General features: G+C 62.0%; 14 protein-coding genes. 2 read left to right on the forward strand and 12 right to left on the reverse strand.

Going from position 1 to position 20,117, the window contains the following annotated elements:
• Positions 1-96: 96 nt before the first annotated feature.
• From AERO9A_RS01155 to AERO9A_RS01190, 8 genes are all read right to left on the reverse strand, one after another.
• On the reverse strand, positions 97-894 hold the full coding sequence (locus AERO9A_RS01155) for a universal stress protein (protein WP_159970084.1): 798 nt from the start codon (positions 892-894) through the stop codon (positions 97-99).
• A 210-nt stretch (positions 895-1,104) separates the two neighbouring features.
• Complete coding sequence (gene trxC / locus AERO9A_RS01160) at positions 1,105-1,539, reverse strand: thioredoxin TrxC (protein WP_159970085.1); 435 nt, start codon at positions 1,537-1,539, stop codon at positions 1,105-1,107.
• Between the two features lie 59 nt (positions 1,540-1,598).
• On the reverse strand, positions 1,599-3,389 hold the full coding sequence (locus tag AERO9A_RS01165) for an SLC13 family permease (protein ID WP_159970086.1): 1,791 nt from the start codon (positions 3,387-3,389) through the stop codon (positions 1,599-1,601).
• 263 nt (positions 3,390-3,652) lie between these two features.
• Positions 3,653-5,116, reverse strand: a complete 1,464-nt coding sequence (gene selO / locus AERO9A_RS01170) for a protein adenylyltransferase SelO (RefSeq protein WP_159970087.1) — start codon at positions 5,114-5,116, stop codon at positions 3,653-3,655.
• Between the two features lie 18 nt (positions 5,117-5,134).
• The gene (gene mscK, locus AERO9A_RS01175; RefSeq protein WP_159970088.1) at positions 5,135-8,479 is read right to left on the reverse strand and encodes a mechanosensitive channel MscK; all 3,345 of its coding nucleotides are present in this window, start codon (positions 8,477-8,479) and stop codon (positions 5,135-5,137) included.
• Positions 8,480-8,582: 103 nt separating this feature from the next.
• Positions 8,583-10,328 (reverse strand): potassium/proton antiporter, encoded by a 1,746-nt coding sequence (locus AERO9A_RS01180; protein WP_159970089.1) that lies wholly within the window; start codon positions 10,326-10,328, stop codon positions 8,583-8,585.
• Positions 10,329-10,488: 160 nt separating this feature from the next.
• Positions 10,489-12,294, reverse strand: coding sequence for an acyl-CoA dehydrogenase (locus AERO9A_RS01185; RefSeq protein ID WP_159970090.1), 1,806 nt, complete (start codon positions 12,292-12,294; stop codon positions 10,489-10,491).
• Positions 12,295-12,447: 153 nt separating this feature from the next.
• Positions 12,448-13,488 carry a nitronate monooxygenase family protein gene (locus AERO9A_RS01190; protein ID WP_159970670.1) on the reverse strand — a complete coding sequence of 347 codons (1,041 nt, stop codon included), beginning with the start codon at positions 13,486-13,488 and terminating at the stop codon, positions 12,448-12,450.
• A 109-nt stretch (positions 13,489-13,597) separates the two neighbouring features.
• On the opposite strand from AERO9A_RS01190, the gene AERO9A_RS01195 reads away from it, so the two are divergent.
• Positions 13,598-14,452 (forward strand): 23S rRNA (adenine(2030)-N(6))-methyltransferase RlmJ, encoded by an 855-nt coding sequence (locus tag AERO9A_RS01195; protein ID WP_159970091.1) that lies wholly within the window; start codon positions 13,598-13,600, stop codon positions 14,450-14,452.
• A gap of 73 nt (positions 14,453-14,525) precedes the next feature.
• Here the strand turns inward: AERO9A_RS01195 and AERO9A_RS01200 are convergent, their stop codons facing one another.
• The 4 genes from AERO9A_RS01200 to AERO9A_RS01215 all read right to left on the reverse strand — a co-directional run bounded on the left by AERO9A_RS01200 (position 14,526) and on the right by AERO9A_RS01215 (position 19,440).
• Positions 14,526-15,785, reverse strand: coding sequence for an HD-GYP domain-containing protein (locus AERO9A_RS01200; protein WP_159970092.1), 1,260 nt, complete (start codon positions 15,783-15,785; stop codon positions 14,526-14,528).
• A 70-nt stretch (positions 15,786-15,855) separates the two neighbouring features.
• Positions 15,856-16,041: a putative motility protein gene (locus tag AERO9A_RS01205; protein WP_256665816.1), complete on the reverse strand. Its 186-nt coding sequence runs from the start codon at positions 16,039-16,041 to the stop codon at positions 15,856-15,858.
• 10 nt (positions 16,042-16,051) lie between these two features.
• Positions 16,052-16,711, reverse strand: a complete 660-nt coding sequence (gene msrA, locus AERO9A_RS01210) for a peptide-methionine (S)-S-oxide reductase MsrA (protein WP_159970093.1) — start codon at positions 16,709-16,711, stop codon at positions 16,052-16,054.
• Between the two features lie 41 nt (positions 16,712-16,752).
• Complete coding sequence (locus AERO9A_RS01215; protein WP_159970094.1) at positions 16,753-19,440, reverse strand: bifunctional diguanylate cyclase/phosphodiesterase; 2,688 nt, start codon at positions 19,438-19,440, stop codon at positions 16,753-16,755.
• Positions 19,441-19,600: 160 nt separating this feature from the next.
• Between AERO9A_RS01215 and AERO9A_RS01220 the strand changes: the two genes are divergently transcribed.
• The gene (locus tag AERO9A_RS01220) at positions 19,601-20,089 is read left to right on the forward strand and encodes a hypothetical protein (RefSeq protein ID WP_256665817.1); all 489 of its coding nucleotides are present in this window, start codon (positions 19,601-19,603) and stop codon (positions 20,087-20,089) included.
• Positions 20,090-20,117 lie beyond the last annotated feature (28 nt).

The following is a 20,117-nucleotide window of genomic DNA, read 5'->3' on the forward strand; positions in this document are numbered from 1 at the left end:
TTCGTCTGGCTTTCTCCGAGCGGTGCCTTGGGTGATGAGAGAACAATGCCTGAGGAACGAAATGGTTCCTCATCGCAAGACAGCCGATGTATCTGTTCAGCGCACCACGAACACATCACACGGCGCCTTGTGCAAGAAGTGCTGAGCCAGGCTGCCCAGCAGCGCCTGGGAGAAGGCGCTGCGGCCATGGCTGCCGAGCACCAGCAGGTCGCTGCGGCGTGACTTGATCTGCTCCTGCAGGCTACGCAGGATGCCGCCCTGCAGCACTTCGTGGCTGATCGTTGGGCCGTGTGGTGGTAGGTGCTGGGTTTCGTCGTGTAGCAGTTGTGCGATCAGGCCTTGCTGCATTTGCAGTTGCTCCGCCACCTGCTTGGCCGTGCCCTTGTCCGGCTCGAAGACGTGGATGGCATGTAGCTCGGCTTCGCTCGGTAGTAGGCGATAGGCCTTGCCCAGTGCGCTGCAGGCACACAGGGAAAAATCGATGGCGGCGATGGCGCGTTGGTAGGGCGTGCTGTCGTTACGGGCCACCAGCAGCATGGGCACGGTGCAGCGCCTGGCGATGCGGTCGAGGCTGGTGCCGGAGAACAGGTCATGGCGCTGTTGGTGGCCGCCGAGCACTAACAGGTCGCAGCCGCTGCTTTGCACTTCTTGCAGCACCACGTCGGAGGGCTTGCCGGCGAGGACGCGTAATTCACTGCCTGGCGGGGCGTAGCGGGTCAGGCTCTGATCCAGTGTCTGGCGTACCTTTTCCTGCTGTTCGGCGCTTTGTCCTGGGGTGAGCACATGCAGCAGGGTCAGGCGGGCGCCATGTTGCTGGGCCAGTTGAGCGGCACGGCAGAGCGCCATATCGGCGGTATCGCGAAGGTCGTGGGCGATAAGAATGTGCTGGTACATGCTGACGGCTCTCCTGCCTGGCTCGGCAATTTTATTGTGCCTGTTCAATTAGTCCTTCTTTTGACCTGTGGCAAGTCAATGTGTGCTCAATCAGTCTCCCTCGAGTTTTTTGCAAAACATTGGCTGTTGTTGAGCGCCTGCTCGAATGAGTGTCCTGCCAGCCTATACGGCCCACGCTCGCCTGCAAGTGCCTGCTGCGCAGAGATGTGCTCACAAGCCCTGTTGGCGTAACCAGCCAAGTAATTGCGGCAGCGACAAGGCACCGCTCAGGCGTGCGGCTTCGGCGCCGCCTTTGAACAGCAGCAGGCTGGGAATGGAGCGGATCGCGAGCTGAGCGGCCAGTTGTGGGGCTGCCTCGCTGTCGAGTTTTCCCAGGCGGCAGCGGCCTTGCAGTTGCGTGGCCGCTTGCTCGAAGACCGGGGCGAAGGCGCGACAGGGGCCGCACCAGCTTGCCCAGACATCGACCAGTAACGGTAGATCGCCTTTGAGTTGGCTGGCGAAGTTGCCTTGCGTCAGCGTGATCGGCGCTGCAGGCAGCACCACGGCTTTGCAGCGGCCGCAGTGTGGCGTTTCGCCCAGGCGCTCAGCAGGAATGCGGTTGAGCCCGTTGCAATACGGGCAGGGGATTAGCAGAGGGGTGGACATGGCGGGGCAGCTCCAGACGATATCACTCGCAGATGGAGTCGCCGCCCTCTTATATCAAGTCATACCGGCGTCAGCGGGAAGAACCATGGGATGACCAGCGTGCCCACGGCCCACAGCAGCAGGTTCAGCGGAATACCAATACGCATGAAGTCGGTGAAGCGGTAGCCGCCGGCGTTGTAGACGAAGGTGTTGGTCTGGTAGCCGATGGGAGTGGCAAAGCTGGCGCTGGCGGCGAACATCACCGCGACTACGAAGGCACGAGGGTCGACCCCCATATGCTGGGCGACACCGATGGCGATGGGGGTTACCAGTACGGCGACGGCGTTGTTTGACAGCACCTCAGTGAGCACCGAGGTGAACAGGTAGATGAAGCTCAGCATCAGCAGCGGCCCGGCCCAGGGCAGCCAGCCCATTACGTGTTCGACCACCAGTCTGACCAGGCCGACCTTGTCCATGGCGATGCTGATGGCGAGCATGCCGAAGATCAGGCTGAGGATCTTCCAGTCCACGGCCTTGTAGGCATCCTCGACATCGAGGCAGCGGGTGGCCAGCACGGTCACCGCGCCGATGATCGCCAGGCCCTCGATGGGCATGACGCCAAACGCGGCCAGCAGCATCACGGCCAGTGTGGCGATGATGGCGATGGGGGCCTTGTCGCGACGGAATGCGCGCTCCTGTACGGCATTGAGGCTGATCAGTTCACCGTTGTCGGCAAAACGCTTGATCTGCGTGGGCGTGCCTTCGACCAGCATGACGTCGCCGAATTGCAGTTGGAAATCGTCGAGGTTGCCCTGCACGTTCTCGTCCTGGCGGTGAATGGCCAGCACAGCGATGCCATAGCGTGCGCTGAGGTCGAGGTCGCGTATCGGCCGGTGACTGTAACGCGAGTTCCGTCCAACGATGGCTTCGGCGAGGATCACGTCATGGCTGCTGATGGTTTCGAAGGCGTCGCCACGGTTGAAGCTCAGGTGGCCGCTTTCACGCAGTTCCACCACATCCTTGACCTGGCCGTGCAGCAGCAGGCGGTCACCGCTGGCCAGCAGGGTGTCGGCGCCGGGTTCGCTCAACTCCTGATCGTTACGCAGCAGTTTGAGCACCTGCAGGCCGCTGCCGCCGTTGAGGTTAGCTTCGTGCAGGGTCTTGCCGATCATCGGTGAGTTATGCGGCACCAGCAGTTCGGTCATGAAGGTGCGATCCAGGTCTGGTCGCAACTGCCGCGACAGCGTTTCGCGTTCGGGCAGCAGGCGATGGCCGATGGTCAGCAGGTAGAGCATGCCGACAGCCGCTAGCACCAAGCCGGCGCCAGTGATCTCGAAGATGCCGAATGGCTCCATGCCCGCCTTGCGCGCGACGCCATCGACCAGAATGTTGGTCGAGGTGCCGATCATGGTCAGCGTGCCGCCCAAGATGGTGGCGTAGGACAGCGGGATCAACAGCTTGGAGGGCAGGGTGCCGGCACGGCGCGCCAAGGCGATAGCCACCGGCGTGAGAATGGCCACCACGGGGGTGTTGTTCAGACACGCCGATACCACCAGGGCGGTGATGGTCAGGCCAGTGAGTACACGAATCGGGTTGGTGCCGACCAGCTCACCCAGCCAGTTACCCAGGGCGTCGATGCAGCCGGTACGCTCCAGTGCGGCGGAGAGCACGAACATGCAGGCGATGGTCACCGGTGCCGAGTTGGAGAGCACGCTGAGCACTTCGCCAGGCGTCAGCAGTTGACTCACCAGCAGAGCGGCCACGGCTATCGCGGCGACGATATCCGGGCTCCATTTCTCCCGTATGAAGGCATAGAGCACCCAGATCAGCAGGGCGCCGACAAACAGCAGGGGCAGGGAATCCCAGAACATGAACATCCTTAGAACCTGCCGGTGGATCTGCTGCGGGCGGGGCTCGCAAAATCACGGACAGAGGTTCTGCGTCGAATCTCGTATGAGGTATCGGGCGCGCACGTGGCGGCCTGGCTGCGCGCCACGATAGAGGGGTTCTCTTAGATAGTCTAAGAATGTTTGGGTAGATTGATATGCCTTTTCGGTTTAACAGATAAGGCATTTTCACCCGCAGCTCAGTGCGCTGGCGCCGCTGCTGTAGCCATTGGGGCAGGCTTGATTTATCAGGATGAACAACTGATTTGCAGGTGTTTGCCCCAGTGCGGCGGGCGCTCGGCATAGCGCTCCATTCCAGGTTGTTCGTCGAATGGCCGCGACAACACGCTGTGCAGCTCGCGCACCGGGCCATAGTCGCCTTGCTCTGCCGCTTCGATGGCTTGCTGCGCCAGGTAGTTACGCAGAATGTACTTGGGATTGACCGCGTGCATGCGCGTCTGGCGCTCGGCCTGCTCGCCGCCTTCTTGCTCGCAGCGCGCCAGGTAATCGCGGCCCCAGACGTCGAAGCCAGCGAGGTCGACGAAGTCGTCACGCACGACCTTCAGCGCCTCGGCTGGCGCCTGCTCGCCGAGACGCCGGAAGAACAGTGTGTAGTCGGTGGCTTGGCCGGCCTGCATCAGCTGCAGCAGGCGCTGGATCAGCGTTTCGTCATCCTCCTGCGCGCTGCTGAAACCCAGGCGCTTGCGCATCAGGTCGAGGTAATGCGCCTGGTACAGCGGCAGGAACAGATCCAGGCTGGCGCGCAACGCCTCGACTTCAACCTGCGGCGTCAGTGCCTGGGCGAGGGCGGCGAGGTTCCAGTGGGCGATGGGCACCTGGTTAGTGAAGCTGTAGCGGCCTGTATCGTCGGAGTGGTTGCAGATGTGGTTGGCGTCGAAGTCGTCGAGGAAGGCGTAGGGGCCGTAGTCGAAGGTGATGCCGAGGATCGACATGTTGTCGGTGTTCATCACGCCATGGCAGAAGCCGTAGGCCTGCCAGTGGGCGATCATCAACGCGGTTCGCTCGATCACCTCGCGCAGCATCGCCAGCCAGGGTTCGTCCTGCTCCAGGCAGTGCGGGAAGTGGCTGGCCAGAACGTGCTCACCTAGGGTTTTGAGGTGCTCGTGCTGGCGCGTGTAGTAGAAGTATTCGAAGTGGCCGAAGCGCACGTGACTGGGCGCCAGGCGTAGCACCATCGCAGCGCTTTCCTGTTTTTCGCGCCAGACCGGTGTACTCGATCCGGTGACGCACAGCGCCCGCGAGCTGGGGATGCCCAGTGCATGCAGGTGCTCGCTGGCGAGAAACTCGCGGATCGATGAGCGCAGCACGGCGCGGCCATCGCCCATGCGCGAGTAAGGCGTCATGCCCGCGCCTTTGAGGTGCAGATCCCAGTGCTCGCCCGCGTCGTTGAGTACCTCGCCCAGCAGCAGGCCGCGACCATCGCCCAGGCGCGGTGTGTAGCCGCCGAACTGGTGGCCGGAGTAGACCATCGCGCGCGGCTCGGCCTCTGCCCACAGCTTGTGCCCGGCGAACAGTTCGGCGAACTCCGCACGCTGCGCCTCACCTGGGTCGAGGTCGAGCAGTGCCATGGCTGACTCGCTGACCACCACCAAGCGTGGCTGCTCGATGGGTTCGGGCAGTATTTCGCTGGCGAAGGCTTCACCCAGACGGGCGAAGCGGTTGTCGAAGGTCAGTTGGTCGAGCGTTTTCACCGGATGTTCCTCTGTGGATCAGGGCGCTACGGGCGGCGGCGGTGTTTGTATATCCGCTGCACCAGCGGCGGCGATTTTCGCCAGGTCTTTCTGATCGAGCTTCTGCTCGCCGTGCTCCAGGTTCTTCACATACACCTCGACCTGGCGGAACGCGATGTTGATGCCATTTTTCGGGAACTCGCGGTCGATGAAGCGGTTGATCTCATCGGTGGCCGGGTTGCGGTCACCGAGATCGCGCACGTGAATGCGTAGCTCATGGTCGAGGGTGCTTTCGCCGAAATTGAGGAAGTACACGAGCGGTTCCGGCTCTTTGAGCACCCGCACATTTTCCTGGGCAGCCTGCAGCAGCAGCTTGCGTACCTTGTCCAGATCCGAGCCATAGCCTACGCCGACCTTCAGCGTCACGCGGGTTACCGTGTCGCTCAGGGACCAGTTGATCAACTGGCCGGTGATGAAGGTCTTGTTGGGGACGATGATTTCCTTGTGGTCGAAATCGGTGATGGTGGTGGCGCGAATGCGGATCTTGCTTACCGTGCCGGACAGGTTGCCGATGGTCACCACGTCGCCGATACGCACCGGGCGCTCGAAGAGGATGATCAGGCCGGAGATGAAGTTGGCGAAAATCTCCTGCAAGCCGAAGCCCAGCCCCACCGACAATGCCGCTACCAGCCATTGCAGCTTGTCCCAACTGACGCCGAGCGTCGACAGCGTGGTGACGCTGCCGATGGCCACCAGCGCGTAGGACAAAAGGGTGGTGGTGGCATAGGAGCTGCCTTGTGCCAGGCGCATGCGTGACAGCACCAGCACTTCCAGCAAACCGGGCAGGTTGCGCGCTAGCGCTACGGTGATACCGACGATGATCAGCGCGCCGATCACATCCATCAGGCTGATGGGCACTTGTGTCGCGTTGTCCCCGGTGCCGCTGCTGTATTCGTACAGATTCACTGTGTCGAGGTAGGTGAATACGCCGATCAGGTCGGCCCAAACCCAGTACAGGCAAACCAGGAAGCCGCCCAGCAAGGCCAGGCGGATCAGGCGCAGGGACTGCTGGTTGATCTGCTCGATGTCCAGCGTGGGCTCTTCGACGGGGGCTTCGCCGTCCAGGCTTTCCTTGCTTGCCTGGCGCTTTGCCAGAGCGCGCTGATAGGCCAGACGTCTGGCTGCCACGCTCAGGCCGCGTACCAGAGTGGCCTCGACAATAAGCAGGATGATCAGCAGGTAGAGAGTATCGATCAGGCGGTCGGTGAGCTTGAGCGCGGTGTAGTAATAGCCGAAGGCGACCGCGCCGATCAGCGCCAGTGGCAGCAGGTTGAACAGCACACCGACACCCGTGCGCAGGCCTGAGGCGTTTTCGCGCAGTGGCGCATTGAACAGTAGATGGAACAGCAGCCAGGCCATCAGGGCATAACAGCTCAGTACCACGGCAATGCCGATCACGTCTTCGGACAGGCTGGCAGGCTGGTGCTCGGCGATGCTCACCACGGCCACCAGCGCCATGACGACCAAGCCCAGACGGCGTATGTGCTGGCGAAAGAAGGCGACGTTGGCAGGTGCCCAGTGGAAGTGCAGCACTGCCACGCCTTCAGGCGAGAGGATGCGGTGCAGGGTGTAGAACACCAGCCAGGCTTCGGCCATTTCATACAGCGCGGCGCCCAGGTAGAGGTTCTGCCCTCGTGCATCGTGCAGCAGGGCGTAACCGCACAGCGCCAGGAACACTGACAGCGGCAGCGCCAGGATTAGATTCAGCCCCAGAGCCAGCGGTGTATGCAGTTGGCTGTCGTGCTTGTAGTGGCCGATATCGGCGTGCAGAGCGCCGAGCTTGCTGAACAGGAACTGGCGGCGCCAGAGAATCAGACCGCAGAGCAGGATGAGCGGCAAAAACACCAGCGGTCGTTCGATCAGGCCTGCGCCCAGTTCGCTGATGGCCATGCCCCAGGGCATGTCGGCCAGTTGTTGTTGCAGGAAGTGCGGCGCCGATTTCAGCCATTCCAGGTCGAGCGGTTTGTTGCTGGGAATCCAGAACATCTGTTCGTCGATGGTCGCGCGCAGACTGCTGGCGGTGCTCTGCAGCTCATTCTGGTTGAGCTGCAGGGTAATCGACTCGTTGAGTAGGGCGTTGAGCGAGCGGTTGAGCTTGTCGAGCAATTCGCGGCGGGTGGTGAGCTGATCGAGCAGCGCTGAACGCAGATCCGGTGTGGCTTCTTCGCTGGGCTGGCTGGCGAGGAGGTTGTCCACGTAGCGGTTTGGATCGCTGATCTCGTCGCGCTGCTTGTTCACCTCGAACTGATACAGGCGGATATCGGCGATTTCATCGGCCAGTGAGCCATCTTCACGCTTGAGTTGCGGCAGGGCTTGCTTCTGCTGGTAGAGGATCTTCGACAGCAGCAGGCTGCCTTGCAGCACGCGAATTTGTTCGTCCAGCGCCTGGTTGGCCTGCGACAGGTTATCGAGTTGCTGGCGCGTCTGCAGGTTCTGTTCGGTCAGGTGGTTGAGGCGTTCGGTCGAGCGCAGCAGGTAGTCCGAGAGCGTGAGGTTGAGCGTGCTCTCCTTGGCCAGCAGCTTGTCCGAGCTGGCACGCTTGGCTTCGGCCGATTGCTCAGCAACGGTTTGTTCCGACTCGGCCCGGCGTCGTTCGTTGATCAGCCCCTGAAGCGCTTGGCGCTCCAGTTCGGCGCGGTTGATTCGTTCTTCCAACAGTGCCCGTTGGGCGCTGCCGAGGTCTTGCAGCAGGCTGTTGCCAGCCAGCTCCTGGCGGCGCAACTGGGTTTGCGCGGCGAGCAGGGCCAGTTCGGCGTTGAGCTGGTCGCTGCGCTCTGGGGTCAGGGGTTTGCCGTCGAAGCGGCCGCTTTTCAGGCTTTCGTTGATCTGCTGGGCGCGAATCTGGTTTTGGCTGATCTCGGCCTGGGAGCGCTCAGGGCGTGTCTGCGCAGTAATCACCATGCTGTTGGCATCGATGATGGCTTTGTTCCAGTCGCTGAGTTGGGTGGAGCGCTCGCTTAGTAGTTGCTGTAACTGATCCAGCGAGCTGTGTGTATAGCGCTTGGCCACCGCCACTTCGGGGCTGGCTTTTAGCTGGCTCAGCTCGCGCTGTGCTTCGCTGATCTGGCGCGGTGCGCTGTCGAGCTGTTTGCGCAGATCGCTCAGGCGTTGCTCGGCAGTGTCGCGGTCCCTGAGTGTGCGCAGGGTTTGCTCCAGCATCTGCTTGACGGCCTGTTGCTCGGCTTCCGGCAGCTTGCGCTCGGCGAGGTTATCCAGGCTTTGCTGGACATCATCTATCTTGGGAGGATCTTCGGCGTATGCGCTGCTCAGGCCGAAACACAGAAGGGTGAAGGTGACTGCAAGGAATAGGCGCAGCTTGGGCATGATGATCCGGTGACCGAGGAAATGGGCGTGCTCAGTGTTGGGTGGCAGGCGCGTCGACGTCGATCACTCGATCGACGTCAGCCGTGCTGATCCTAGCAAAGTATCAGAGGAACAAGCCGGGGCCAGGGCGACTACCTTCGGGGAATCTGACGCCGACCTTGCGCACCTTGTTCCCTTCCATGGCGGCGACCGTCCAGGTCAGACCCTGCCACTCTACTTGGTCACCGACTACCGGCTCGCCGCCGATCTCATGAGCGATGAAACGCCCCAGCGACATGTTGCCTTCGATATCTTCGAGTTTGAGGCCGTAGAGTGTGGCGATGGCGTTGAGTTCGGCATCGCCTTCGAGCACGAAATCACCGAAGAAACGCAGGTCCTGACCACGCTTGGGCGCCTGGCTGAACAACTTGCCGAGCGCCGAAAGGTCATGCTCGTGGCCGATGACGCAGAGCAGGTCGCCGGCTTCCAGGCGTGTGCTGCCGGACGGATGGAGCAGTTCGCGGCCACGGAACAAGGCGGCGATACGGGTGCCTTCCGGCATATTCAGCTCGCGCAGGGCGGCGCCGATGCACCATTTCTCTGCGCCCAGGCGGTAGACGAACAGCTCCCACTGGCTGGTCGGGTGTACTTCCAGGCCAGCACGCGAAACCGGCGCGGGCTCTGGCGGTACGGTGACACGCAGCAGCTTGGCGGCCAGCGGTAGGCTGGTGCCCTGCAGCAGCAGGGAGATGATGACGATGAAGAACGCTACGTTGAAGAACAACTGTGCGTTGGGCAGCCCCGCCATCAGCGGGAATACGGCGAGGATGATCGGCACTGCGCCACGTAAACCAACCCAGGCGATGAACGCTCGCTCGCGATCATGGAACGAGCGAAACGGCAGCAGCCCGAGAAAGATCGACAGCGGGCGGGCGAAGAAAATCATCCACAGCGCCAAGGCCAATGCCGGCAGGGCGATAGGCAGCAGTTGATGTGGCGTGACCAACAGGCCGAGTACCAGGAACATGCCAATTTGCGCCAGCCAGGTAAGGCCGTCGAGCATGTGCAAAATACTGTGACGTGCGCGAATCGGGCGGTTGCCCAGCAGCAGGCCACACAGATAGATGGCCAAGATGCCGCTGCCGCCGATGGCGGTGGTGATGGCAAAGATGATCAGACCGCCGCTGACCACCAACAGGGAGTACAGCCCACTGGCCAGCTCCATGCGGTTGATCAGCTTGAGCAGCAGCCAGCCGCCGCCCAGGCCCAGCAGCGTGCCGAGGCCGAACTGTTTGACCAACTGAATCGGTAAGTCCCAAGTGAAACCGCTCTGGCCACTGGCGAGCATGGCGATCAGCGTAATGGTGAGGAACACCGCCATTGGGTCGTTGCTGCCGGATTCGATCTCCAGCGTGGAGCTGACCCGCTCGTTGAGGCCGCGCCCACCGAGCAGCGAGAACACCGCTGCGGCGTCGGTGGAACCGACGATGGCGCCGATCAGCAGGCCTTCGAGCAGGGTCAGATTGAACAGCCAGGCGGCGGCCAGGCCAGTCAGCCCGGCCGTGACCATCACCCCTATAGTTGCCAGTGACAGCGAGGGCCACAGGGCTACACGGAAGGTCGACACCCGTGTTCGCATACCGCCATCGAGCAGAATGACAGCCAGCGCCAGGTTGCCGACCAGATAGGCCAGGGGGTAATTGTCGAAAACGATGCCGCCGGGGCCGTCGACGCCGGCAATCATGCCGACGGCGAGGAATATCACCAGAATGGGAATACCGAAGCGGGTGCCGAAGGCACTGACGAGGATACTTGCCGCTACCAGTGAGGCGCCGATCAAGAACAGATTGTTGATGGCGCTAGCGTCCAACGGCTTACTCCCTGATCCGATTAAGGAAATGCACCATCATGCAGGGTGCGTGCCAGGGATTCTAACCGTAGCCTTCGCCTGTCTGTCAAAAAGGTTATTACATTTTGCAGGCGGCAAGCTTGCAAAGCTTTGCTTGCTGCTTGCAGTTTGAGGCCGCTCCTCAGAACCAGGCGTCCTGCATACCCAGGCAGGTATCGTCGCGGGCTTCGAGAATAGCCAGATCGTGATGACAGCTCGGCACCTCCCAGGTCAGGAAGTAGCGCGCGGCCTGCAGCTTGCCGCGATAGAAGGCCTGCTCATCGGCGTTACTGGTCTTGGCCAGGCCCTCTTCGGCGCGAATCGCCTGCTCCAGCCAGCGCCAGCCGATGACCGTGTGGCCGAATACCTTGAGGTATAGCGCCGAGTTGGCCAGGCCCTGGTTGACCTTGCCACTCATCAGGTCGCCGAGCAGCGCCAGGGTCACCGCCTGCAGGCGTTCCACCAGTTGTTCCAGCGGCTGGCGCAGAGCCGTTAGCGATTCATGCGCGCTGGCGCGCTGGCAGCAGGCGTTGATCAGCTTGAGCAGTTGCTTGAGCGCCGCGCCGCCGTTCATCGACACCTTGCGCCCGAGCAGGTCGAGCGACTGGATACCGTGGGTGCCTTCGTGGATCGGGTTAAGGCGGTTGTCGCGGTAATACTGCTCCACCGGGTATTCGCGGGTGTAGCCGTGGCCGCCGAGGATCTGGATGGCCAACTCGTTGGCCTTGAGGCAGAACTCCGAGGGCCAGGATTTGACGATGGGGGTGAGCAGGTCGAGCAACTCCAGAGCCTGCTGGCGCTCTTCTGTCGTTGCCAGGGTGTGGGTATCGTCGAACAGGCGCGCAGCATACAGGCCGAGGTCGAAGGAACCTTCGACATAAGCTTTCTGCGTCAGCAGCATGCGCCGTACGTCGGCGTGCTCGATGATCGAGATTTGCGCGCTGGTCGGATCCTTGCCATCGGGCTGGCGACCCTGCGGGCGGTTGCGCGCGTAGTCCAGTGAGTAGAGGTAGCCGGCGTAGCCGAGCATGATCGCGCCCATGCCGACGCCGATACGCGCCTCGTTCATCATCTGGAACATGTAGGACAGACCCGCATGCGGCTTGCCCACCAGATAGCCGACGCATTCGCCGTTGTCGCCGAAGTTCAGTGCCGTGGACGTGGTGCCGCGCCAGCCCATCTTGTGGAACAGCCCAGCCAAGGTCACGTCGTTACGGGCGCCCAGGCTGCCGTCGTCGTTGACGTGGAACTTGGGCACCAGAAACAGGCTGATGCCCTTAACACCGGGCGGTGCGTCCGGCAGCTTGGCCAGCACCATGTGCACGATGTTCTCGGAAATTGGCTGGTCGCCGCCGGAGATGAAAATTTTGTTGCCCTTGATTCGGTAGCTGCCGTCGGCGTGCGGCTCTGCCTTGGTGCGGATGTCCGACAGCGACGAGCCCGCGTGTGGCTCGGTCAGTGCCATGGTGCCGAAGAAGCGCCCGTCGATGATCGGCTGCAGGTAGCGCGCCTTCTGCTCCTCACTGCCGAAGGCTTCGATCAGATTGGCCACGCCCATGGTCAGCATCGAATAGGAACTGGTGGCGCAGTTGGCTGACTGAAAGTGCGCGAAGCAGGCTTGCGACAGCAGGTTGGGCAGTTGCATGCCGCCGTGCTCGAAGTCGCGCGTGGCATTGAGAAAGCCAGCCTCATGGAAGGCGCGCAGCGCCGGTTCGACTTCCGGGATCAGCACCGCGCCGCCATCGACGTACTGCGGCTCGTGCTCGTCGTTCTTGCGGTTGTGAGGGGCGAACAACTCCTCGGCAATACTGCGTGCAGTGTCGATCGCCGCATCGAAGGTCTCGCGGTTGTGATCGGCGAAGCGCGGGCGCTGGGTCAGGGCTTCGGCGTCGAGCACTTCATAGAGTTCGAACGCCAGATTGCGGGAGCTGAGCAGGGTCTCGGACATGGAACGGGCCTCCAGATGATCGAGCGAGTCTAGGCAGCCGACCACCCTACTGCCCAGTATCATCATTCAGCGTGATAATCACTGGTTGGTGTCTGTAGGGCGGGTGCAACCCGCCATAACCGAGACGGCGGGTTGCACCCCCCTACCAGAATCTCAGGCGAAGCCCCGCGCCAGCTCGCGGGTCAGCTCGGCCGCCGACATTGGCCTGCAGTTGGCAATGTTCTGCCCGGCCCATAGCGGCGAAAAGTCCCCGCTGCCCTGCGACTCGGCTGCCGCCCGCAATGGCCCGATGGCTGCGGTTGCCAACGGAAATTCAGGCGCCTGGGTGCTGAGCGGCCCCAGTTCGCGCATCAGACGATTGACGATACCGCGTGCCGGGCGACCGCTGAACAGGTTGGTCAGCGCCGTATGGCGCGCCGCCGGGCTTTGCAAGGCGGCGCGGTGGATGGCGCTGATGTTGGACTCGTGGCAGAGCAGGTAAGCGCTACCCACCTGCACACCTGCGGCGCCGAGTGCCATGGCGGCAGCTACACCGCGCGCATCGCTGATGCCTCCGGCGGCGATCACTGGCACCGACAGCGCATCGACCAACTGTGGCAGCAGGGCGAAGGTGCCGAGTTGGCGGCTCAGGTCATGATCGAGAAAGTGCCCGCGATGCCCGCCGGCTTCCAGACCCTGTGCGATCACTGCATCGACGCCGCGCTCCTGCAGCCAGAGTGCTTCGTCCAGCGTGGTGGCGCTGGAAAGAATCTTAGTGCCGCTGCGGCGTACTCGCTCCAGCAAGGCCGGTTCCGGCAAGCCGAAATGAAAGCTGACTACCGCCGGGCGGAACGCCTCCACCAGTGCGGCGGCTTCCTCGTTGAAGGGCAAGCGCCCCGGTCCGCTGGCGATATTCGCCTGATCCTCGCTTAACTCTCGATAGTAGGGCGCCAGCGTTTCGCGCCAGGCTGCGTCTCGTCGTGCGTCCGGCTCGGGCTGTACATGGCTGAAGAAATTGAGGTTGAACGGCCGTGCGGTCAGGCTGCGTAGCAGCTCCAACTCCTGACGCAGAGCGATCGGCGTGAGCATGGCGCAGGGGATGGAGCCCAAGCCGCCAGCCTCGCATACGGCCGCCGCCAGGCGATGATCCTGTGCGCCGGCCATCGGTGCTTGAATCAAGGGCAGTGCGCTGCCGAGCAAGCCTTGCAGAGACATCATGAGTTCTCGCTGTCCGCTGAGGAGGTAACCAGCGTGCCATGCTGCAAGCCACGATGCGAGCTGCCCGAGGCCTGTTAAACTGCGCGCCTGATTCGAGGACCCCCGCATGAACTACCGCCACGCCTTCCATGCCGGCAATCACGCCGACGTGCTCAAGCACTTGCTGCTGACCCGCCTGATCGCCCTGCTGTCGAAAAAGGAAGCGCCCTTCGCTTACCTCGACAGCCATGCCGGTATCGGTCTGTATGACTTGCATGGTGATGCGGCGAGCCGCACCGGCGAGTACCTGGAAGGCATTACTCGCCTTTGGCAAAAAACGCAGATGCCGGACGCAGTGGAGGCTTATCTGGAAGTGGTACGGGCCATGAACCCGGATGGTGAGTTGCGTTACTACCCCGGCTCGCCCGAGCTGGCGCGCTTGCTCAGCCGTGAGCAGGATCGCCTGCAACTTAACGAGAAGCACCCCGAGGATGGTCGCCTGCTCAAGGACAACATGCGCGGTGACCGGCGCGTGGCCGTGCACCTGGGTGAAGGCTGGCACGTGCCACGTGCACTGATGCCGACCCGCGAGAAGCGCGTGCTGCTGCTAATCGATCCGCCCTTCGAGCAGGCGGACGAACTGCAACGCTGTGTCGAGGCCTTGAATGAAGCGCATGGGCGTATGCGCCAGGCCATCGTGGCGATCTGGTACCCGATCAAGGACGAACGCCAGTTGGCGCGGTTCTATCGTGACCTGCAAAAGAGCGCCGCGCCCAAGTTGCTACGCGCCGAGCTCTATGTGCACGCCCCTGACGACGACGCAAGGTTGACCGGCTCCGGTCTGGTGATCAGCAACCCGCCATGGGGGCTAGAGGACGAGCTCAAGCAACTGCTGCCGTGGCTGGCTAATGCGCTCGGCCAGAGCCAGGGCGGCTGGCGCCTGGATTGGCTGATAGAAGAAGCCACAAGCGGCAAGTCATAAGCGTAGCCCGGATGAAATCCGGGAGCCGTGCCCTCCGATCCCCGGATTGCATCCGGGCTACCAGCTTGTAGCCTTAGCCCGGCTTGTGGTTGGGCTCGATGTGATAGCTCAGATTGCGCCGCGGGCTGAGGTACTCCAGCACCTCCAGCGGTAGCTGCGAGGGGCGCAGGCTGCGGGCGATGGCCAGCTTCGGCTCCTGTGCCAGATCGAGGATCAATGCTTCCTGCTTGGGAATCTCGGCATCGTAGAGAATCAGCGTCGGTTTCAGCGCTTGGGTCGGATTCATGCCCAGTACCAGCGCGTAACGCTCGTCTTCGAGCTGTACCAGGCTGCCCGGCGGGTAGATACCCATGACGCGGATGAAAGCCTTGAGCATCACCTCGTCGAAGCGTTCGCGCTGCTGCTTGAACATCAGCGCCAGCGCTTCGTGCGGGCTCAGCGCTTGGCGTGGGTCGAGCGGGTTGCACAGGCCGTCGAAGTGATTGGTGATGGCCACCAAGCGGCTCAGGCGGCCGATGCTGGCTTCACGCAGGCCGCGCGGATAGCCCGTGCCGTCGCAGTGTTCGTGGTGCTCATGGATGATGCGCAGCACCTCGTCATCGAGCATCAGCTTCTGCCCTATGCGCAGGCCGAAATCGGTGTGCATCTGCAGCAGTTGCTGCTCCGGGCGGGTTAGCGGCTCGGGTTTGAGCAGCACTTTGCTCGGCACTTCCATCTTGCCGATGTCGTGCAGCAGCGCGCCGAGGCCAATGCTGTGGCAGACCTCGCTGTCGAGGCCGAGCTGGCGACCCAGCAGCAGTGACAGCACGGTGACGTTGAGGGCGTGAAAGTAGCTGTCTTCGGCTGCCTTGCCGGTGATGCCATGGAGCACCACGCCAGCCGAGCCGAGCAGCGTTTCGACCATTTCTCCGACGATCTCGCCAGCCTGACGCATGGCGTCCTCTGGGCGGCTGCGCAGGGTCTGGTTGAGTGCCTTGATGCGCTGACTGGCTTCGATGAAACGGCGGTCCACGGAGGCCAGGCGGGTACGCAGATGACGCAGTTTCTGCGAGCGTTCCTGGCGAGCGAGGCTCTCCGGGTCGAGCGGTGCTGGTTCGGTGATATCAGCGGAGCTGCTCGTCTCTTGTGCAAGCTCCAGCGGCGCGCAGTCGCTGCGTGATGGGTCGTAGCGCAACTGCTTGAGATTCAAGGCGCGTAGGGCGCGCAGTTGCCCTTCATCCTTGATCTTGAAATTGCTGAAGGCGAAATCATGTTCCCACCAGCTCAGGTCCAGTTGGACGTAGAGGCCGATGCAAAGCTGTTCGGGGGTGATGGTGGGTAACGTGGCGGCCATGCCGGGCTCATTGTTTGCTGGCGAGTTGCCCGCAGTTTAGTCCGGCTGATGGCCTAAAGGCATCTGTTGTTCAGGCTATCACGTCGATGCTGTTACCCAGGTTGGGCGGATTGCTTGGCGCGGTGGCCGCTGGGGCTGCTTGCACCGCGCCTGTCATGTTGGCCGTTTGCTGATCCAGGGTTTTGCGCAGCAGCACCAGCGACATCTGCGCGGCGATCTGGGTCGAGGCCTGGCTAGCGACACTGTTCGATTCCACGATGGTTAGCTCATGCAAGGGGCTCAGGTGGTAGGCATACGCCTGTTCCACCCAGACCGCAATAGCCGTTGGGGTTCTTGGCCAGGTATTGCTGATGGTAGGTCTCGGCGTAGTAGAAGGTCGGCGCCTGGCGGATTTCTGTGGTGATGCTGCCCAAGCCCGCCTTGTCCAGCTCAGCCTGGAAGCGCGCTTGGCTGGCCTGTGCGGCATGCAGTTGCGCTTCATCGTGGCAGTAGATGGCTGAGCGGTACTGGGTGCCCTGGTCATTGCCTTGGCGCATGCCCTGAGTCGGGTTGTGCGCCTCCCAGAACACCTTGAGCAGTGCCTCGTAGCAGGTGTGCTGCGGGTCGAATACCACCAGCACTACTTCGGTGTGCCCGGTCAGCCCGGAGCAGACTTCTTCATAAGTGGGGTTGGGGGTGAAGCCGCCAGCGTAACCGACCGCTGTGCTGAACACGCCGGTCTGTTGCCAGAAGCGGCGCTCGGCTCCCCAGAAACAGCCCAGGGCAAATATTGCCTGCTGCAGGCCTGCGGGGAAGGGGGGCTTTATCGGGTTGCCGTTGAGGTAATGGGTGTCGGTCACGGGCAATGGATCGGCGCGCCCCGGCAGGGCTTGTTCGGCCGTCGGCAGGGCGAGTTTGTGAACGAGAATCTGTGAGCGCAGAACCATGACGGTCTCCTGATGGTGGGCAAGACGTAAAGAGGCGCGTATTACGTCCGTGGATCGCTCGGGCCTTGTGGTCGACAAGGGTAGCGGCGCAGGTGTTCTATCAGTTCGCGACCGGGAATCGGTTGGTCGAAGAGGTAACCCTGACCCACATCGCAGCGCTGGCGCCGCAGGAAGGCGAGTTGGGCTGGGCTCTCTATGCCCTCGGCCACGACCTTGAGTTTGAGGTTATGGGCCATGGCTATCACCGCTGAGGTGATCTCCATGTCGTCCTGATTGTCGGGAATGTCCTTGATGAAGCTGCGGTCGATCTTGATGACGTCGATGGGGAATTTTTTCAGGTAACTGAGCGATGAATAGCCGGTGCCGAAGTCATCCATGGCCAGGGTCAAGCCCAGGCTCTTCAGGCGGCCAAGCTGGTGGCGGGTATCATCGGTGGCTTCCAGCAGCAGGCCTTCGGTCAGCTCCAGTTCCAGCAGTTTCGGGTCGAGCTGTTCTTCGTGCAGGATGGCGGCGATGGAGCCGACCAGATCCGGGTCGGAGAATTGCTTGGGCGACAGGTTGATCGCCACCTGCAGTTCGCCCAGGCCGATAGCCGCGATCTGCTTGCTCATGCGGCAGGCCTGGCGTACCACCCATTTTCCGATGGGGATGATCAGCCCGGTTTCTTCGGCCACGCTGATGAACTGATCCGGGCGAATCATGCCTTTTTCCGGGTGCTGCCAGCGCAACAGAGCTTCCATACCCACCAGTTGCCCGCTCTTGAGGCACAGCTTGGGTTGGTAGAACACGTCCAGTTCGTTCTGGGTCAGGGCGCGGCGCAGGTTGTTCTCGACGAACAGCTTGTAGTTGGCTTCGGCGTTCAGTGCCTCGGTAAATAACTGCACCTGATGTTTGCCGTTGGCCTTGGCCTTGTGCAGGGCCAGGCCTGCATGCTTCATCAGGGTTTGTGGGTCACTGCCATGTTCGGGCGTCAGGGCCAGTCCGACCGAGCCGGTAATGCTGATCAACTGGTTGTCTACGAACAGGGGTTTGTCCAGGGTCTGCAGCACTTGCTGGGCGATGCGCTGGGCGGTGTCCTGATCGCAGTTATCGAGCAGGATGGCGAATTCGTTGCTGGCAAAGCGCGCCAGGGCGCCATGCGCTCCCAGGCTGTTACGCAGACGGCGGGCGAGCGCCGCAAGCAATTTGTCACCGGTCTGGTGGCCGAGGCTATCGTTGATTCGCTTGAAGTTGTCGATGTCCACCAGCAGCAGCCCCAGTGATTGCTGGCTATTGCGTGCGAAGCGTTCTTCTAGGCTGCGGATGAAGAAGGGGCGGTTGCCCAGGTTGGTCAGGTTGTCCGTGTAGGCCAGGCGCTCGATACGCAACTGCGCGAGCTTGGCCTCGGTGATGTCTTCGTAGATGCCGATGTAGTGAGTCAGCTCACCGCTGTCACCGTACACCTTGGAAATCGACAGTTGCCCCCAGTAGGGCTCTTGATTCTTGCGGCGGCTGCGAAACTCACCTTGCCAACTGTTGTGCTCTGCCAGGCTGGAGGCGGTGTCGAACAGCAGGTCGCTGAGATTTTCCAGTGCTGGAAGCTCGGACAGGCGCTGCCCGCAGACTTCGTCGCTACTGTACAGGGTGATGGCCGTGAAGCTGGGATTGACGTACTCCACTCGCCCGTCGCGGTCGACCAGCAGGAAGGCGCTAGCGCTTTGTTCCACGGCGCGTTGGAACAGGTTCAGCGCGTGGGTGGCGTCGCGTTTCTGCTGATTGATCAGCACCTGGGCGTACTGGTCGGCGAGCTCCCCGGCGAAGGCGATCTCATCGGCTTGCCAGGTGCGTGGTGCGCCTCGGTGCTCCAGGCAAAGCATGCCGACCACTTCGCCATCCACGCGAATGCTGGCGTCGAGTATGGAGGTGATATTTTCGGCGTCGAGATAGCTGCTGGCCAGTTCGCGGGTGCGGGGATCCAGGCGGGCGTTCTGGGCGTCGATGACTCGCCCGCTTTGCAGGGCTTTAAGGTAAATCGGGAAGCTGCGTATATCGAAATGACGCAGACGCTCATGGCGGTTGAGGTCGGCCCGATAGAGCGTGACTGACTCGATGTTCTGCTGATTGATGCGCCAGATACCCGCCTGGGCTATGCCATAGGTTTCGCAGGCCGCTTGAGTGATGAGCTCGGCGGCTTCACGCAGTGGTTCAGAGGACAGGTAGCGTTGTCTGGCCAGGCGGACGATCAAGGCCTGACGACTACGCGCGCGGGCCAGGTAATCCTGTTGTTCCTGTGGCGTGTAGTGCCTCTCGTTGAACGCTCTTTGCGTGTGATCGAGAATCGCGCGCTCGGCGCCATGCTCGTTAGCGAGCAATAGATAGCCGCGCAGCAATTGGCGGCTACGCTGTTTGAAGGGCTCACCGACCTCCAGCAATGTGAGTGGGCCGCGCGGGGTATGCAGGGTGTAGTGCACGACATAGTGCGGGTTGCTTAACAACTGCTGCTGGATGGCGTCGTGCAGTTCATAACGTGCCTCCGGCTCCATCAGGCTGGCATAAGGGGCATCGATCAGTGCGCAGAGTTCGGTTGCACTCACCCCTAGCGCCCGCTCGCAAGCGGGGTCGAGAAATAACATGGCCCAGCTTGGCTCGTTCAAGCGCTCGAAACGCAGCATCCCGAGCCGCGAGGGCACTGGCAACTGCGTCACAACCTCGGCTGCCAGGCGATTACCGGCATCGGGATGACTTTTCATTAGGCGGTGGGCTTCCAGTATGCTGGCCTGGTGAGCTGAGGGCGCATTTGCTGCAAGGCTTGAAGGCTATTGCGGCATATGCACCAGCCCCGGCTCGGGCCTACTTCACTACAGCGTTCGGCAAGGGTGCATGATGCAATCGTTACTGACAAGAAAACTCATGGTGTTGACGCTGCTGGTCACGTTTTTTTCTGCAGTCGCTGCTGCCGACGGTGTGCAGGGTGATGAGCAGGCGGCCTATCTGAGTGAGCTTAAACGGCTGTACTTGACGACTGATGAGCGCCAGGCCTTGTTGGCGCATAGCAATGCCCTGCTCGATACCTATGCTTTGCGCGCTGCTTATCAGGTCGGCCAGGCGCAGCGAGGCGATCTTTCGTATCGCTTGCGGGCGGGGGCGTCAGGCGAGCTGATCTTGCGCGAAGAGGTGCGTGAGGACCAGGCTGCGGCGGTGAGTGTGCGCAACCGCCACCTCTCGGTCTTCGGGCTTGACCCCTATATTCACTACCAGTGCCCGCCGGGTGGTATTCGTTGCATCTTGCTCGACCCTCGCGATGGTCAGCCGCTGTTGACCATCGTGCGTGATCACGAGGGTGCTGCCGAATTGGCTAAGGCCCTGAGTTTTCTGATCCGCAACCTGCAGAAAGGCTGAGCCTTTTGCGGGCATAAAAAACCCGCCG

This window comes from Pseudomonas sp. 8Z (genome assembly GCF_902506535.1).
In the GTDB taxonomy this organism is placed as follows: domain Bacteria; phylum Pseudomonadota; class Gammaproteobacteria; order Pseudomonadales; family Pseudomonadaceae; genus Aquipseudomonas.

Bases quoted from the DNA above. Each gene is read 5' to 3' on its own strand.
- AERO9A_RS01155 (WP_159970084.1), bottom strand. From the start codon at position 894: ATGTACCAGCACATTCTTATCGCCCACGACCTTCGCGATACCGCCGAT.
- AERO9A_RS01165 (WP_159970086.1), bottom strand. From the start codon at position 3,389: ATGTTCTGGGATTCCCTGCCCCTGCTGTTTGTCGGCGCCCTGCTGATC.
- AERO9A_RS01195 (WP_159970091.1), top strand. From the start codon at position 13,598: ATGAACTACCGCCACGCCTTCCATGCCGGCAATCACGCCGACGTGCTC.
- mscK (WP_159970088.1), bottom strand. From the start codon at position 8,479: ATGCCCAAGCTGCGCCTATTCCTTGCAGTCACCTTCACCCTTCTGTGT.
- AERO9A_RS01200 (WP_159970092.1), bottom strand. From the start codon at position 15,785: ATGGCCGCCACGTTACCCACCATCACCCCCGAACAGCTTTGCATCGGC.
- AERO9A_RS01215 (WP_159970094.1), bottom strand. From the start codon at position 19,440: ATGAAAAGTCATCCCGATGCCGGTAATCGCCTGGCAGCCGAGGTTGTG.
- trxC (WP_159970085.1), bottom strand. From the start codon at position 1,539: ATGTCCACCCCTCTGCTAATCCCCTGCCCGTATTGCAACGGGCTCAAC.
- msrA (WP_159970093.1), bottom strand. From the start codon at position 16,711: ATGGTTCTGCGCTCACAGATTCTCGTTCACAAACTCGCCCTGCCGACG.
- AERO9A_RS01185 (WP_159970090.1), bottom strand. From the start codon at position 12,294: ATGTCCGAGACCCTGCTCAGCTCCCGCAATCTGGCGTTCGAACTCTAT.
- AERO9A_RS01220 (WP_256665817.1), top strand. From the start codon at position 19,601: ATGGTGTTGACGCTGCTGGTCACGTTTTTTTCTGCAGTCGCTGCTGCC.
- AERO9A_RS01190 (WP_159970670.1), bottom strand. From the start codon at position 13,488: ATGTCTCTGCAAGGCTTGCTCGGCAGCGCACTGCCCTTGATTCAAGCA.